This window comes from Paenibacillus guangzhouensis (assembly GCF_009363075.1).
Taxonomy (GTDB): domain Bacteria; phylum Bacillota; class Bacilli; order Paenibacillales; family Paenibacillaceae; genus Paenibacillus_K; species Paenibacillus_K guangzhouensis.
This window is the reverse complement of record NZ_CP045293.1, coordinates 2,239,049-2,256,723: the sequence shown is the minus strand read 5'-3', so window position 1 is coordinate 2,256,723 and position 17,675 is coordinate 2,239,049. Positions and strand designations below refer to the sequence as shown.

The window sequence follows — 17,675 nt, the reverse complement described above, 5'->3', positions numbered from 1 at the left end:
ATGTCATATATTAGTTCAGAACACTGGAGACCGACAGATGGATTAATATTAGAGCCAGCTGCAGAAATAGCAATTAAAACTGAAATGAATAATCTCATCTTAGCTGGCCCAGGAGCCGGAAAAACGGAGCTGCTCGCACAACGTGCATGTTACTTATTACAAACTAATTTATGTCCATCTCCTCAAAAAATACTGGCGATTAGTTTTAAAACAGATGCAGCAGAAAACTTGAAAAAGAGAGTAGAGCTAAGATGTAACAAGGAACTTGCTGCGAGATTCGAATCGCGAACATTTGATTCATTTGCAAAACAGCTTCTCGATCGTTTTAGATTAGGTATACCAGAAACCTATAGACCGGAAAAGGATTACAATATAGGATTTACTAAAAGTGAAATTCAAAATATTGCCATTGGATACATAAAAGAGCGCCATCCTAATCAACCTAATTGGCAGCACGAAATTAATTTTAATATTTTATATAGACGTTTGTCTGAAGATACTCTACCTATCTATGATGATGGACAAGACATCTATACTTGGATTTTGGTAAGACTTTGGGATATTTTAACTCATGGGCGTAGTGGACTTCAAAGTCATCTGACGTTTCCTATGGTTTCTAAACTTGCTTATTACTTGCTAGAGGTTAATCCTTATATAAAAAGAGCCCTACAAATGACGTATAGTCATGTTTTTCTTGATGAATTCCAGGACACGACTTTTCTGCAATACGAGTTAGTAAAGAAAATTTTCAAAGGATCTTCTGCAGTTTTAACTAGTGTAGGTGACGATAAGCAGCGAATTATGGGCTGGGCAGGCGCTTTATCGGATTCTTTTGAACAATTTATACGTGATTTTAATGCAGGACAGATTGAGCTAACTCAAAACCATAGATCAGCTCCAAGACTCATTGAGATTCAAAATGTCTTAGCAAAAATAATAAATGAAAACTCGATTGAGGCTAAGGTTTCTAGTCAGCACAGTGATTTAGAAGGGTTTTGTCAGATCTGGAATTTTCAGACCCATATAGATGAAGCTATTTTCGTTGCATCAAGTATTGCAACCAGAATTCAGCAAAAGAATATTTCACCTAGAGATATTTGTATACTTGTGAAGCAACAAGAACATGTTTACGCTTCTGCTGTAATTGAAGAACTAATAAAACTCGATATTCACGCAAGAATAGAAAAGGAATATCAAGATTTGCTCGCAGAAGAGTGTATTCAACTCATCATAGATTTTTTACAATTAGCATCACTAGAAAAACAGCACGACTCTTGGATAAGGGTTTCAGAAATGTTGGCTTATGTGCATGGATATAATTTAGAAGAGGACTATCAAAAAATATTAGTAATGGAAACTGAACTTAATGATTACATTATGAAAATAAAAAGTGAGTTAAATCAAATATCTAATGGCAAAGAACAATGCAGCCGAAGGATTAGTGACATTGTAAAAGGGATTTTATCTTTTGTTGGATTAGGAAGATTATTTAGATTATATCCTAAATATTCCAAAGGAACGTATTTTAACAAGTTGATCGATGGAACAATTGATAAATTAACAACTGCATATTTAAAACATTTAAATTGGAATGATAGCATTTCAGATTTTTTAGGAGTATTTAGTGTTCCTATTATGACTATTCATAAGAGCAAGGGACTCGAGTATGATACTGTCATATTCTTAGGACTTGAAGACGACGCATTTTGGAGTTTCCAAACTCAGACACATGCTGATATGTGTGCATTTTTTGTAGCACTGTCGAGAGCAAAGGAACAATGTTTCTTCACCTTCAGTGCGTCAAGAGAAACGTTGCGTTATGGGAATGCTCAGGTTAGACCCCAATTCAGTAATAATATTTCATCTCTATATCAACTATTACAAAATGCTAATGTTGAAGTAAGAGATATTATTGTGTGATATTAATTCATTTTGGTGGGGGTTAGAACTTGAAAGTAATTGGCATTGATATCTCAGTAATAATTATTGCTTTAATAACGGCTTATATAGGTTATCAATTTAATATTCGATCGAAGAAAAGAGAATTATTTCTTAAGGAATTGGGTAATTGCTATAATGAGGTTTATGCTCCGATGCATGAATTATTATCCCTTATTATGGAAACAGGTGATAAAAAGCGGAAATTAGAAATGATAGATATATTCTTACGAGAGTATTCTGGTAAAGATTCAAAAGTTCGATTTATAGCATCATCATCTGTATTGACTGATTTTTATAAATTCAGGAAAGTTTTCATAGCCTATAAACAAGAAAATAACAGAATAAACGAGCATGAATTGTTGGAAAAAGTAAGAGAATTTTATAATAGGATTGATGATGAATACTGGAATGCTCACGATACTATCTATGTTGATTACAAGCAGTTTATTAGTGATACTTTTAAGAACCCCTTATTTGTTGTTTTTGGTAGTATACTCAGATTTTTTTATCATCTTTCGGTATTTATAACTTGGATTTGTGCTGTTGCTCTATATTTTACATTAGCTCATATTATATCACCTCTTCAATGGGTTCCTGATTGGTGGGATATGACTACCGCTCTACTTTGTTTCTTTATTGCTCTTGGTTGTTTTGGATTGATGATGGTGTTTAAAGGGATGACTGCCAAAGAAAATAAAAGAGAAAGCAAAGTTATGAGGAACTTGAAGGAAACATTAAAAGTATTTTGGTTCAAGAAAGAAAAGTAATTGTATTGGCAGATAAACTAAATTGTAAAGAAGCGAGTTCAGTGGAAATATAAGTTGATCCGCCCCAGTAATGACTAGCCATAAGAAAGTGAGGTAGTCATAGCAACTTTACTACTTTGTTCAAGAGCTAAAACGAATGCAGACCCAAACAGGGTTATATTTACCATGTTAACGCCCAAGATACAAGAACAATTAGATCTTTATTACAAGGATAAACTGAATGAAATGCCTACGTTTGCACCATTCCTTGATCCATTAAACGTATTGATTGGATATCATGATTCCTAATCGTCGTTAATGTGACGGTAACACCTTATATCGGTCCTCATCTTGATGTTGGATCTGATTTTATTTTCTTCAAGATTGACAATATGGGAGGGGTAGAAGTCATAGGGTTTGAACATATTAAGGATTTTGAATTAACTCTAAAAATTGGAAAGGTATGGGGTAAACTAACGTGACACGATAGCTTAATAAATAAAACGCGGCTGCTGGCTTAGATCTGCAGCCGCGTTTCGCTAAAGGGCAGGATAGCGGAACACTTACAGGCTAAGAGGGATTCTTATATGTAAAGCGAAATTATATGTTGCTGATATTGAGTTAATTATTGATTTCATTCGCGAAGGGTGCCATAAGTATGGAAATAAGAACAGCATTACTTAGTGATCTTGAAGGAATTGTCCGCTTATTGGTTGATGATGAGTTAGGAATAAGCCGTGAACGATTTGAAATCCCAATCCCTCAAGCTTACATAGATGCTTTCTCTGCAATCGAAAAGCAAATAGGAAATTCAATAATTGTCGCTATAGATAACAAGAAAGTTATCGGCTGTCTTCAACTTACATTCATACCAGGACTTGCACGTTTCGGAATGACACGTGCTCAAATCGAGGGTGTACGTGTAGATAAACTGTATCGTAGAAAGGGGATTGGAGAAGCCCTGTTTCGCCACGCCATTGATTCCGCAAAGGCATATGGTTGCGGTCTAATTCAATTAACAACGGATAAAAAACGCGATGAAGCTCATCGATTCTATGAAAGATTAGGTTTTGTATCTAGTCACGAAGGTATGAAATTAGCCTTAACTGGTTTAGAGCAATCATTTTTTGTTTCGCTAGCGGGACACGAGAGTAGAGGAGCTTGCATGGAGGCAGCTCCTTTTTCTTTTGTTAAAGTAACGGGCAGGATAGTTCAAAAGTTTCGCGAATACCCTACATATGGAGTTATTTGCGAAGTTCGTGAATAAGACGTTATATTCAATGGCTGAAATACAAATTTATGAGAGCGGAGATTTCCTGTATGAAGTTAAATCAATTTCTAGAAGATCATTTTCCAAACCTAAAATTAATCCCGCCCATATTCTATGGGTGGGATTATTCCATCAGATTTGAGTTAGGTAATCCTCCGCTCTTTAGAGTTAATAAAGAACTCTATATGGAACAGGTTTACTATCGATCTTTAGAGTTGTTTAAGGCTCTTCATGACAAAGATGATGAACTATTACTTGTTACGAGTGCCTATTTTGCTGATATCCCTAAAAACAAAGTGAAGAAGTTAAATTTATATAAAAAGTATATTAAGAACAAAGATTCCTTAATGGCTTTGAACTTAGAAATACTACCTGATATTGATCTAGATCCGGATGAGATCCCGGATCCCAGAAACAATATGTATAGATACTGGACTACATGTAAAGTAAAGGATTTAAGATATAGTGAGTTAATTAAATCAATATGTAATCATGATGTCGGAATTAGACCAATGATTTATCATAGAGTGTATTTTATAAATATAAGCAAGAGAACAATCTTTCATATTTATGATGACAGGGGGTGCGATGTCATCTCTGAATCTAAAGATGACCTTATCCACATCTACACTAAGTATAATAGTTGGATACTGGATTACGATCGAGAAAGAATCGACAAAACTTTTTTGTAGTAACTCAATGAAGTCAGCCATAGCATATAACACTGTGTTCACGCATCGAGGGACAAGCATCCTCAGCTCGGCAGAGGCATTTCGGGGAAGTGGGAGTAGCCGAAAATATCCGCACTAGCTATGTCCGTCGGAGCCAGTATAGACTTGTCATTCAACTAACGGGACACGATAGTTGAATCATGATATAGAGGAAGCTGGTCATCGATCAGCTGCCGTTTTCATTGATAAGGCAGGAGGGGTTTTAACAATGAACGTATTAGACGAACAAACTAAATCACAATTAAATGTGATTTCAGAGATGAATGGGATATTATATCAATTGGAGGACGTTACCGGTTACGCGGAGGCTGGGCGATAGACTTCTTACTTGGGCTACTAGAAGTTATTGTCGAGGATAAGCGCTAGTTAATCGGTTTCGAGATTCGCTACCTGTTCCATTATGAGAAAGAAATAACAGGATGAAATGAAGAGAGCCCCGTTTATAAAACAAGCGGGGCTTTTTTGCGTAACAGAGAAATCCAACGAAACACCCTATAGTATAGTGATGACCGTATGTGAATTATCAGTTTGCACGTTTCTTATAGATTCCGAGACTCCTCTTCAAACCTTCCTGTAGCACATGTGAGAAGTTGATATTCTGTTTTCCGCTGCATCATTGAGCCAATTCGGAACGTTAATGTCTTTTTGATGGCTTTGTTTTCAAAGGTCATGTAGGGTCGGCATGTAAATCTGAAAGTCAACAAGTACCTCGTTCTTCTCGACTCTGCCGATCAATGCATGTAGTGATGTTGGTTCAAATTCGAGTTGCTTTATACATTAATGCCGTCCTCGCGGTATTTCCTTAGTGCAATCTCATACAGGATCGCGTCGGTCATTGAATGCATTGGCTTAATATCAATTTTGGCCTCGGCTTTAAATCGGTCCAATAAATTCTGATATTCTTTTGAATCGAAATGAATGTTCTCGCGGGTAAACATTATTTCTTAAAAACATTGCTGAAGTTGCACATCGCTTAAAAGTTATACGAATCTTTCGATGGACATTAACTCACTCCTGATCAAAATGTTTATTTCATTATATCCTCATTTTTAAACTATGTGGTAATATTTAGGAAACTACTAGATTGAAGGGATGAGGAAATGAAGTTCAAGCTGTTGGGTATGGTTGGGATAATTGCTATTGCGATAGTTGTGGTAATACTAGGGAATCCAGATCATGCTAAGAAAAATGATGATATGGTCTTAAAAGACGTTGGACGATATTTAGATATGGTAGAAAAGCGTATCGTCGATGATTCAACTCGAGGAATTATTGCGGATCATATTCGAATTACTATTAATGCTGAGAAAAATAATCCTAATGTGGAGAAATACATGAAGATCGCCGAATATATTGAAGGCGGCCGCGAAACTGGAGAAATTAGAAAGATGTACTCAGAATTAGGTGGAGAATAGAATATATGCAGAAGAAAAGCCCTGACATTCACCGGGGATGCGATGAAAATACATTTCTATTTACTAAAAAATAATAGTGGTTAGTGGATAATTTAAAATTGAAGCATATCTCAAGTTAATTGAGTAGCCGTTCCAAAAATAAAAAAATATTTCTTAGGAGGGCGAAATGGCGATACCAGGTATTGGAAATCCGTATTGGTATGAATGGTATGTGGGTTTAGAACAAGTTATTAAAATGATTAATCCAGATAACAATATATCTTTTGTGACATTTCAATCTGATGCATATAACACAATAGATGATGTAGTAGTTGGATATGCGGATAAAAAAGAATTATGTTATCAAGTTAAACACGAAATAGGGGATAGTAGAAAAGGAAATTTGACATTCTCGAAGCTAATAGAAACAACAAAAGAAAATGGAAAGGAGAAAGTAAGTTTAATTAAAGCATTAGCCTTAGGCTGGGAGGATGCAAAAAAAACAGATGAAAAGGTTATAATACCAATTTTATATACTAATAGAAATTTGGGAAAGAACAAAACAACAAGAACCTACAATGGTAAAGAATATATTGCTTTGCCATTAGAAAAATTTTTAGGCATCATACAACCATATCTTGCAAATGCAAATTCAATTGAAGATATCGAAAATTTATTAGAAAATGATGATTTAAAAAGCCAATGGAGAGAATTAATAAAAGCGATTGGTAACGAAGACTTGATTGTTATTGACTTCTTGAAAGCTATTCAAATTAGAGCTAATGAGGGCTCTTTAGAAGAATTAGAAAATTCTATGATTCAATCCTTACAAAATACTTTTAGTTGTAATCAGATAATAGCAAAAGGTTTATTTGATAAACTATGCTCAAATTTGAGGATTTGGACTACAACAAGAAGAGAGCATAACGTTGAAGTTACAATTGAAACTGTATTTGATGCTTTATCATTAAATAATGATTTAGAGCACGGGGAACATGAATTACCTTATCCAACACCTTTTTTTGAGAGTCGTCAAAAATTTGCTAACGATTTAATATTAAATATTAGAGAGAATAATCAAAGAGTGATATGGATATCAGGTGAACCTGGAAGTGGCAAAACAAGTATTGTTAGTTATTTACAGTTAAAACACAATTTTTTAAAAGCTAGATACCATACTTTTAAACCAATATCTCCAGAACAAAAATTTTATAATCCTGATACAGGTTTATGTAAACAGGACTCACTATGGAATGACTTGTTAATTCAATTAAGAAGGCATTTTAGAGGGGAGTTAAATAAATATGAAATTCCTGTAACGAATGCGCTTTGCACAGTTGAACAAATGCGTAATGAAGTGATTCGCTTAGCCAAGATTTTATATGAAAAAACAAGGGAAAAAACAATTATTTGTATAGATGGCATTGATCATGCTGCAAGAGCCCAAAATGAAATAACATTTTTAGATAGCTTATTTAGTCCGGAGGAAATTCCAGAAGGTGTAGTATTAGTAATTGTTGGACAGCCCGCACAGTTTTATGACCACTATCCATTATGGTTAAAAAAACAAACTGAATATGTAAAACATTATCAGATGCCCACTCTTTTACAAGGCGATATTAAAGAGTTACTTAATCAAAAAGAGATAAGTCTGGATATAGATGTAAATATATTAGCAGAATTTATTTTTGAAAAAACAAAAGGAAATAATTTATCAGTAGTATTTGCTATTGAAGAAGCTAAAAGCTGTGATAAAATTGATGACTTCAGAAAAATTTTAGATATAAAACATGTTAATTCAAATATTACAAACTACTATAGTCATATTTGGAGATATGTATCAGATTATTTAAATAAAAGAAATTTAGGGATTTCCTTTCCTGATAAAGTCGTTGCAAGTGTGATTATATTATTAAATGGTAGATTAAACTCAGAAGTATTAAGTAAAGCAATTAAAGGAAATCTAACTATAGAGGATTGGAATGAATTATTGGAGTTACTTTATCCATTAGTTCAAAAAACTAATAATAAAAATGAATATGCTTTATTCCATAATGATTTTAGAGTCTTTTTAATGGCTAATAACAGTAATAGCTCCAAATATAAAGGTATTGCTCTTCAATTAGCTGAATATTACATAGAAAATAAATGTAGCTATGGTAGTTTGATAAATCTTATTCCTTTATTAATAAGTGCCGATAAAAAAGAATTAATTTCAAAAGTTTTTAATATGGAGTATGTAATGCATTCATTAGCCTATGGGATATCTAGAAGAACCTTGCAAGAATATGCAATTTTAGCTTATCAATCAGCTATAGAATTAAGAGACTGGAAAACATATCACAGCGTGTACCTTGCTATAACCACATTGTATCAACATTTCCGTTATTTTGAATATTATCAAAGAGATTATAAACTTCAAGATAAATCATATGTTAAAATGTTAAATTCATTTGAATTAAGAGTAGAAGAATTAAATAAAGAGAATCTTGAAAAATATAGACAGATGTTGGTATTTTGTGAGGATTTATTATCTTATAGTGATTCAATTTCGAATTTTAGAGCTCGTTCTACCTTCAGTTTATGGATTAAAGATTTAACACCATCTTCATTTATTAATACAATAAATTCTGACATAAATAATTTTATTTTTGATCAAAACTTGATAGAAGAAATCATAAAAAAGTGGGCTTGCTTAGTTGCAAAATTGGGAGGTGTTTATACTAAAATAGACAAATCTATACATTCTAAAGAAGAAATAAAAGCTTCTTTAATATTTAATGATACTTATTTTGAATATTTATTAGAAATGAATAAAACAGATGAAGCTCTTGAAGTGGTGTATAACGGCGGCGTTTCATATCGCTGTATAGAAAAAAATTTATTAGAGATTTTATTTAGTAAGCAAATTGATGAGTATAACGATATACTACAAAAAATAACCAAAGATAGAGAACTCACAAATGATACATTATTAGCCTATGTTTGTTTAATTTACAATAAACAGAATGTATCTTTTTTTGATATTGATGAGATTAATAAAATCAAATATATCACTAACGACACTAGTTTGAGTGCGATACTTTTATCAATCATTGTAGGATACCAACAGATAGATAAAGATGTTTCAATAGGGATGAATTTAATAAACAGTTTTATTGATGAAATTGAAAATAAAGATGAAGATTATCAATATTTAAGTACTCTAATTCGTCATGGTTTTTTGATCGGAAGAACTCTAGGAGAGGCTAATAAAGGAAAGATTGATTGTTCTAGCTCAAAAATAATATTAAAAAGTTACGAAGAATTTTTTAACTATAAAACAAGAAAAGTAAGAACTTTTGATTTTAAAGATGGGTTTAATATTTTATTGTTTGTATCTTTAAATCATAGAGCAATTTTTGAACGTACTGAAAGTGAAGCTTTATATGTTTTACTGGAAACTCATCTGTTTGAACATAATTTACTGGGGATGCATTATAAAACTATCATATTGGATTTTCTAATAGAGAACAAAAAAAATGATATTGTAAAAAAATACTTGCTGGAGTTATATGGAGTAAAGGGAGAAAAGCTTTTTTTAGAAAGTAATTTTGAAGAAACTCATGAGTGTTTTAAAAAATATGGTGAAGTAGTACTACCAGAACTCATGGGTGAAATTAATGAAAAGTTAAAATGGGATGTGGTTAGTTACATAGATCATAAGGAACATGCTTTATGGCCTTTATTTAAATATTTTAAAAAGATAATAAAACAAGATTCACAAGAATGGAAAACTAGAGGTTTAGAACTATATAAATTATCTAGTTTAGCGGATATAAAAGGCAGTAATAGAGCTTCCTATGATATACAAAATGAAATCGCAACTGCTGCGGTAAAAAACGGAATTCGTGATATATGGCAAGCTAGACAAATAGATGAAGAGTTTCGTTTCTCATTAGATATATTATATGATCAGTTATTTGATTTGGTGGATATTGCTGTTGATATTGAAGAGATAATTTCTATTTGGATATTAAGCTGTGGGATATTATCTTGGTATCACAATGATGATCGAGCAGGATTAAAACGTATTTATTTTAAATGTGTAAATAAGGGTAAGGAACTTGGCGTTGAAGAAATTGAAAACCTTTTGTTAGATGTGTCACTGGAACATGTAAAGGTTGCTCTTTATGTAGAAAGTAAGGAATATGTAAAAACACAAAATCAAACGGATTATGATTCACAAAGAGAATTAGAAGAAAATGAATTAAAAATCATTCTAAGCGAAATGAAATTGGAAGAAATAGTAGAGTTTTTAAAATATGAAAACGATTCTTTAATGAGATGGACTTCAATTAACATTGCTTGGAGTGTTCTAGAAAGCCGTGGTGAGATTTCTAAGGATATTGCCGAAGAATTTGGTAAAATTACCTTAAATAGATTAGAAAGTTATTCTTGGGAAAATTCAGGGTGCACAAATATTGTGGAAAAAAATATTAATATATTAAAAGAAGATTTTTTATGGGATTTGGCAGAATATAATATAAAAAATCTTGAGGACGATGATAATTATCTTACTTGTAGCTCTAATATGGAGTTTTTGTTGCAATATGTAGGAGATATATTATCTATTGATTTTGTGAAATATATGTTTGATGAGGAATTAAAATGCCACTTCATGTGGATAGATGGGTGTGGACATATAAAATTTAATTTTGAAGTAACTCCTTCGACCAACTATTTACCAGAACCTAAAGATATTAAAGAACTTGTTTGTAACATTCTAATGGAACAAGTTATAACTAGAAACATTCATAGAATTGAGATCTGCTTACAGGGATTACAGTTACTTATTGTAAAATATCCAGAGATATTTAAGTACTTGTCAGTTTCTTGGGAGTTATATACTAACGAGCAGAAGGAATATTTAATAAAATTATCAGAAAGATGGTCTCAAGGAAATTTGGAAGGCTTTAATGTTATATACCCTTGTATTGTAAAAGAATATGAAATTACAAATGAATTAGATAAAAAAATTCAACTATATTCAATTATCAATACATATGCTTCCATTTTAGGTGATAACAAAGAAATGGAAATCAAGTATGATGCTAAAGAGATTCGCTATGAAATAGTTAACGAGTATCCATCAATAATTGATAAATCCAAATTAAGTAGCACAGTAAAAACTTTTTTACGAGTAATGGAAGAATTAACTTTTGATTCTTATGATGATATTAGATATTTATTGATGAATAAGAAGTCTATAACTAGCGATCCGAATTTAAAGAATGCAGCTAGAGCTGGGGATTCTATGCTTTACCCAAAATCCTATACGGATTTAGATATGAAAGTTTTATATGGTGAAGAGAAAAAGAATAGATGGGGGTATATTCCTTTATCTATAAAAGCACAAGCTCTATTGAATACAGACGATGCTTGGATAATTTCGGAAGTACCGAAAATTACCTATGAAAAGGAATGGAATGTTGAGAAAGAATTAAAAATATATATTGAAGAAGGATCTTTATCGAAATGCAAACCATATTTAAAAAGGATTGTAAACAAAGAAGTACCTGAAGGCATGTATGTTATTGGTGGAGTAATTTGGTATCCAGTTGGAAGCAAAGAGGGAGTTGTTTTTACAGAAACAGCTAAAATAATTCAAAACAATATTTTGATTAAAGATCCATCTATAATCAAATCACTGAATCCAGGAGGAGTAGTTTCAAATTTATTAGAAAAAGACGAAGGGTTATTTATAATAGAAGAAGAGTATCTTAATGATAATGGAGTTTGTCTAACGAATGAAATTGTTGGAACAAGTGTATTTATATATGGAAATACAATGTTATATCCATCACCCTTAATAAAAGAGGCATTAAATATATACCCTTCCAAAGATAATCCGCTAGTATGGAAAGATCAAGAGGAGAATACAGTTATGTATTTTGAGCGTTATGTATGCCCTAATAGAGAAGCTATACAAGAACATTATTTTAGGCAGCCGTTAATGGGGAGATGGCTATGTGAAAAAGCATTGATAGATAGGTTAGTTAAAGAAGAAGGGCTGACAGATTATAAAGTTGATAAAATAGAAATGATGCCAAAACTAAATTAGTTTTTTATCAGAATTTAATGTTAAACAGACTATTGAAAAAGGAAATCCAGACTTTGCTGGAATGTCCAAAAAGGATTGCTGAAAATGTCTAACCATTACATTAACGGGCATAACAGTTAAGCTATTTGAAAGCAGCCGAACATTTGGGAAGGTCGAAATTCTTAAAGGAACTGAATTTACTGATTATCGATTCTGATAAGGTCAGTCCGGTTGGCGCTATAGCAACGCTTTAAAGGGGCATTATGACTAAAGATAACGAAGAGTAGCCTGCTCTAATTTCTGACGTTTGGTAAAATCGAAAGTGTAAATTTGCCCCACTGAAGAAAAGGGGCGATATTGCTTTTGAGGTTCAACGGCAATTATCTGATTTCGAAAAAGAAGAACATAAGGTTCTCTCACATCGCAAAATCAACATGGAGAAACCGTAGTGGTTACCCGATTGTATTACGGTGATGGAATGGATGAGCGGGACATTACTCTGAGGGTCAGGGTTATCACCTGAAAAGGGATAATTGTCCCCCGATTGGATGGTTTTCTTAATTGTTGATCTGGAAAACAATCATATGCGTTTGCTAATATCCGTATTGAAGGTGATCGAGTCAATCGCGGCTATTGCTCCTTGGTCAAATAACAATAGGACAGAAACACTGACATTGCGATAGAATATGGATGAATGCTATTTAAGCCTGCATGTCTTTTAAGGGATGGTTAGAGAAGTGAAATCGAAAATTATTCGTAATAAAGTTCGATGCGAGCATCGTTTAGAAATCATAGAATCTATAGATGTTCATGACCTTAGGATGTGTGAGTGTGGCAAGGTTGGTGTGGATGGAGGCACAGAATATCTAAAACGCATTGGGTCATTCGACGATTATGAAGAGATATCTATTATGGTTAAAGAATAGGGGATTTGGTGGCTATTAATGGACCGAGACTGTAACCGAGTAATGTTTATTAAAACAGTAAGGGGTTTCATCAAGTGATGAAACCCCTTGTCTTTTCAGCACCTTCACTTTGTACGAAAAGTTCTCACATAAGCGAATATAGAGTCATTTATAGGTATCTGAATTATCGAGTTTCGAACAATTTATCTTCAATGTAGATCTTAGTGGAGTTGATTGTTTGATGATTGAGTAATTGTCTTATAACATCGATGTCAGTCCCTTTCGTACATAACTGTTGCAAATGATCTTCTGTATCATGAATTCTAGCTGGCGGGACCCCAACAATAGCACACCATTTTATTTGCACGTGCCTGAGAAATAGGTTTGATTTTCTTTCGAACAGTAGTAGTGAAAATAAATCCATCTGAATTTATGTTGTTCCTCTGACATAATAGTGTCGGGTGACAAGAACAGAGTAACATTAAAAGCCGCATAATTTGCGGCTTGTTTTTTTAAGTATATAAGTTTTTGTCCTAACTCAATGACAAGAACATGGATATCTGACCGATAACTATCTAATCATAATTGATGGTTGAGTGGAGGTACTCGCCTCACTGCGGGTTCTTATCTGTTCATTGAACTAACGGGCATATTGGGACGAGTATGGAACAACACCTTCAGCTAATCCAACCATAGTCTTTAGTGACAGGGGCTTACTGGTGGAAATTGAGAAGGAAAAACCGTTTTGCGACCATGATACAACAGAAAATAGGTCGTTGTTTCCTTTAATGGTCAATTTCCCATGGTCTGAAGGTACTATTTTGATCTGCTTATATTCAGTAAAATCTCCTCTCTCATCAAGATCTCCTTTTGTCATCTGGAACTTAATTATGTCACTATTATCTGAGTAAATGAGTTGAGCGGTTTTCTCAAACATAATTGAACTGAATTCCAGTGAATAATCTTTGGGTATATTCGAAGGAACATAAAGAGGAAAGGAAAGATTTTTAGATAAATCGGACAGATTCTCATAATCTATAACAGGCGAGACGGTTAGTATAGGTGGTGTGGGAGTGTCCGGTGTTATTAAATAGGGCCTAACCGTCATAAAACAAACCACAAGGGCTAAACAGGCAAATATGGAAATTGCATACTTAAGGGGAATACGAAACAAAACGGGCTTCTTCAACTCGGATATACTTTGCTCTGTCTGGACTAAACGAGTCAAAATCCTTTGTTCCATATCCGATGTTACACAAATCATATCCTGCAACTGTTGATACTTATTCTTCAAAATCATACACCTCCTTTAATTTATCTTTCAAAAGGCCTCTGGCCCGGTACAGTAAGGAACGGACAGTAGACTCTTGCTTATCGAGCAACTTGGCTATCTTTATGGTAGTCATATCCTCCTGATAAAACAGGTGGATTACCTCTCGATACTTAACTGGCAACGATCCGACAGTATCCCACAAAAAGGAGAGGTCCTCCGATATCTCACAAGAGAGGGATTCAGACAATTCTTCCCATCGTCGTCGTTGGTTATATTTAATTTTATTTTTACATAAGTTGATGGCTACCCTCAATAACCAAGCCTTTTCATGTTCCAGGCATTCAAAAACCGGCGCTTTTTTTAGCATCTTGAGCAAGGTCTCCTGCAAGATATCCTCGGCATCAGATATATTATGAAGATAGGAATAGGATAATCGCAAGATAGCATCACCATGCTCCTTTAATGCAATCTCTACTCTCAGCATTTTAAATCGATTGACTTGCGAGTGCATATTATTAGTATCAAGTCTTGGAAGGCTACGTGTTGCACTACTTAAGTAAATATATTCCCCAAAGAAAAGACGAAATAAATAAATGATATAATTTAAACATGTTTTAATCCTGTAAAGGCATTTAAAGGAAGATCGTAGTATGATGGGATAATTCTTCATAAGCGCTCACTTTCTCTGAATTCATCACAAACAAGAAACCCGGAAATGGTAGATTTTCCGGGTCGTTATAACTGGTATCGGAATGAATTATTTGATATTTTCAATAAGGGTGGTTACCTCTTCAACGGAGAGTGCAATATCTGCCATCAAGCAATAGTTGAAGCCATTTGCTTCCCAAGAAGCAATGGAGGCAAGTCCTTTATCTCCTTTCAGTGTAACTTTTAACTCTCCTATGGAGACGGTTTTTGTGGTCTCATACTCGTTGTAATCACCGCTAATGTCACCGGAGGTTTGCGATACACGATAATATAGTTTATTTTCCCCATTCCGGTAAACAATCTGTACCATTTTCATCTCAGTGTCATTCGTGATAGAAATATCGTCTTGTTTGTAATTCTTCGGAAGCAATGAAGGAACCGTAAAATCTACACCCATTGCCTTTCTTGCATCCTCCACAGTGTTATAGTTCACAAAGGGATTTGGAATCTGTGTGCTTTTTTTGTCGGTCTCTTTGCTTACTTTAGCAGCATTAATGCTGATTTTACCATCCTTTACAAGTACGGCATTTTCATTATCAAGTATAATACGGAACAGTTCTACAGGAACATATACGAAGCCACTGATTGCAACAGGAGCAGCACCAAGGGAAGTGGGGGCGGTCATTCCAATGGAATGAGTGCTATACGCAATGTAGCTGTCAGTTCCAATCACAAAATCGGTTGCTCTCTCTCCGTTTTCTGCATGGAGTTCCTTCTTCTTTTCATCCCATTTGATAGTAAAGTTAAGGGCCTCAAAAATAGCACGAGCCGGCACCATGGTGACATTATTGATCACTTTCGGTTGCATTTTTAACGCATTTTTATTCACGGTAATCTGATACTCCTTATGCATGGCAATAACCTCGGTTTTCGGTGCATTAGCGGCAAGTGCAGTCATCGGTAATGTAAGCGCAAGTGTGTAGGCCATAATGGCTGTAGAAAGTTTTTTCATCGTTAAGTTCTCCTTTCGTCTCGAACCGATCAATTGGTTCATACTGTGTAAACAACTGACATAGTGGAAATGTTGCATGAAAGATGATATTTTTTATAACGATTTTCGGCTTTAGCTTATCCATCTAAGGGGGGTTAAAGAAACTTTTTCGTACACTTTATGTTAACAAATACCAGATAGATTTCTGTTAAAAAACAAGTACAGGATGCAATAAAAAAAATCTGGCAGCTCAAATGAAGGGTAAGATGTGACAGAATCACAATAATCATGGTGATAATGGCCTCATTCGACGGATTAATAATTTGAGTAAGGGGGAAATAAAACAAGAAACCATATCTTTTGCTGGCGATAGGAATAAAAGAAATAATCTCTCTGACTAGCAGCAGATTGGCGGGTACACGCACACACCGCTAGACTAATCTCATAGCCCTCCGTCAATTTCCGGGAGTACATCGGATCGCGCTGCTAGTCAACGGGTGTGAGGTAGTAGTGGATGTATGGATTAGGCTTGGGCTAGTATTCGCTAGCTATTGATCACCTTATCTGTAAGAACTTATTCTATATGCAGGTATCTAAGAGGACTCTTTCTCCATTTATATAAGGTAGAAGGGGTCTCTCTTTATATTACAACATTCGACAAAATATATATTTTAGACTAGCAAATTTAAAACTTTATGCTATAATCGTAATCGTTACGATTAAAGCGAATGGGATGTGGTCATAATTTTACGATTCCTGTTTCCACGCCTGTTGCAGATGATCCCGGTATTACTGGGCATTTCATCGATTACATTTGGGCTGATGCACTTAACTCCTGGTGACCCCGCAGAGATTCTGCTGCGGGTAGATGGCGTCAAGCCTACGGCGGAGGCGATAGCCGTTACCCGTCATACGCTTGGACTAGATGGGCCGGTATACATACAGTATTGGCATTGGCTGAATCGTGTGTTTCATTTGGATCTTGGACAGTCTTACAGCAGCGGTCGCCCGGTGCTGACAGAACTGCTGAGCCGGCTTCCGGGTACCGTACTGCTGGCAGTCTGTGCGCTGATCGCTGGCGTCGGGTTGGCGCTGCCGCTTGGAATTGCCTCCGCACTATACCCGAATACACTGATTGACCGGCTGGGTCGCCTAATTGCGCTGCTCAGCGTATCTATGCCGGGTTATTGGCTAAGTCTACTCCTGATCTACTACGGTGCGGTTAAACTCAAGTTATTCCCGATGTTGGGGCTGGATGGCCCGTCCAGTCTGGTGCTGCCATCCCTGACGCTGGGTTTTGGATTGGCGGGTGTCTATATCCGCCTCATCCGAACAAGCATGCTCGAAGCCATGGGCCAGCTATACATTCGGGCAGCGATGGCTAGAGGCCTGGGGCCATGGACGGTGGTTATCAAGCATGCGTTGCGCAACGCTCTGCTGCCGAGTGTAACGCTGCTTGGGGTGAATATCGCCGGACTGCTGGGCGGATCGGTAATCATTGAGACGGCATTCGCCTGGCCGGGAATTGGACGGTATGTGGTTGAAGCGATTTTTGCCAAGGATTATATGGTGATTCAAGGCTATGTTCTGCTAATGGCTGTGATCGTAGTTCTGGTGAACCTTGCGGTGGATGCTTGCAGCGCCCTGTTGAACCCACGGATCAGGCTAGGTTGAAATTTTTAAAGAAGGAGGAG

The 17,675-nt window shown here is 35.0% G+C and carries 12 protein-coding genes; 9 read left to right on the top strand and 3 right to left on the bottom strand.

All coding sequences use genetic code 11. The features are described from left to right. From GCU39_RS10075 to GCU39_RS32570, 8 genes are all read left to right on the top strand, one after another. On the top strand, positions 1–1,920 hold the full coding sequence (locus GCU39_RS10075; RefSeq protein ID WP_152393387.1) for a UvrD-helicase domain-containing protein: 1,920 nt from the start codon (positions 1–3) through the stop codon (positions 1,918–1,920). 29 nt (positions 1,921–1,949) lie between these two features. Beyond that, positions 1,950–2,708, top strand: coding sequence for a hypothetical protein (locus tag GCU39_RS10070; RefSeq protein ID WP_152393386.1), 759 nt, complete (start codon positions 1,950–1,952; stop codon positions 2,706–2,708). A 299-nt stretch (positions 2,709–3,007) separates the two neighbouring features. Then, the gene (locus tag GCU39_RS32500) at positions 3,008–3,169 is read left to right on the top strand and encodes a DUF3888 domain-containing protein (protein ID WP_193726857.1); all 162 of its coding nucleotides are present in this window, start codon (positions 3,008–3,010) and stop codon (positions 3,167–3,169) included. Positions 3,170–3,345: 176 nt separating this feature from the next. Next, on the top strand, positions 3,346–3,954 hold the full coding sequence (locus tag GCU39_RS10060) for a GNAT family N-acetyltransferase (RefSeq protein ID WP_152393385.1): 609 nt from the start codon (positions 3,346–3,348) through the stop codon (positions 3,952–3,954). Between the two features lie 53 nt (positions 3,955–4,007). Continuing rightward, positions 4,008–4,649, top strand: a complete 642-nt coding sequence (locus GCU39_RS10055; RefSeq protein ID WP_193726856.1) for a DUF3885 domain-containing protein — start codon at positions 4,008–4,010, stop codon at positions 4,647–4,649. A gap of 1,139 nt (positions 4,650–5,788) precedes the next feature. After that, on the top strand, positions 5,789–6,103 hold the full coding sequence (locus tag GCU39_RS10050; RefSeq protein ID WP_152393383.1) for a hypothetical protein: 315 nt from the start codon (positions 5,789–5,791) through the stop codon (positions 6,101–6,103). Between the two features lie 166 nt (positions 6,104–6,269). Further along, a complete protein-coding gene (locus tag GCU39_RS10045; RefSeq protein WP_152393382.1) occupies positions 6,270–12,185 on the top strand; it encodes an ATP-binding protein in 5,916 nt (1,971 codons plus the stop codon). Between the two features lie 704 nt (positions 12,186–12,889). Beyond that, a complete protein-coding gene (locus GCU39_RS32570; RefSeq protein ID WP_152393381.1) occupies positions 12,890–13,090 on the top strand; it encodes a DUF7695 domain-containing protein in 201 nt (66 codons plus the stop codon). A 619-nt stretch (positions 13,091–13,709) separates the two neighbouring features. Here GCU39_RS32570 and GCU39_RS10035 read toward each other — a convergent pair. The 3 genes from GCU39_RS10035 to GCU39_RS10025 all read right to left on the bottom strand — a co-directional run bounded on the left by GCU39_RS10035 (position 13,710) and on the right by GCU39_RS10025 (position 16,002). Next, entirely contained in the window at positions 13,710–14,363 is a 654-nt protein-coding gene (locus tag GCU39_RS10035; RefSeq protein WP_193726855.1) for a DUF4367 domain-containing protein, read from the bottom strand. Further along, positions 14,353–14,826, bottom strand: a complete 474-nt coding sequence (locus tag GCU39_RS10030) for an RNA polymerase sigma factor (protein ID WP_152393379.1) — start codon at positions 14,824–14,826, stop codon at positions 14,353–14,355. The genes GCU39_RS10035 and GCU39_RS10030 overlap by 11 nt, the downstream gene beginning before the upstream one ends. Before the next feature lie 273 nt (positions 14,827–15,099). After that, entirely contained in the window at positions 15,100–16,002 is a 903-nt protein-coding gene (locus GCU39_RS10025) for a stalk domain-containing protein (protein ID WP_193726854.1), read from the bottom strand. Between the two features lie 756 nt (positions 16,003–16,758). On the opposite strand from GCU39_RS10025, the gene nikB reads away from it, so the two are divergent. Further along, complete coding sequence (gene nikB, locus GCU39_RS10020; protein WP_152393377.1) at positions 16,759–17,655, top strand: nickel ABC transporter permease; 897 nt, start codon at positions 16,759–16,761, stop codon at positions 17,653–17,655. Positions 17,656–17,675 lie beyond the last annotated feature (20 nt).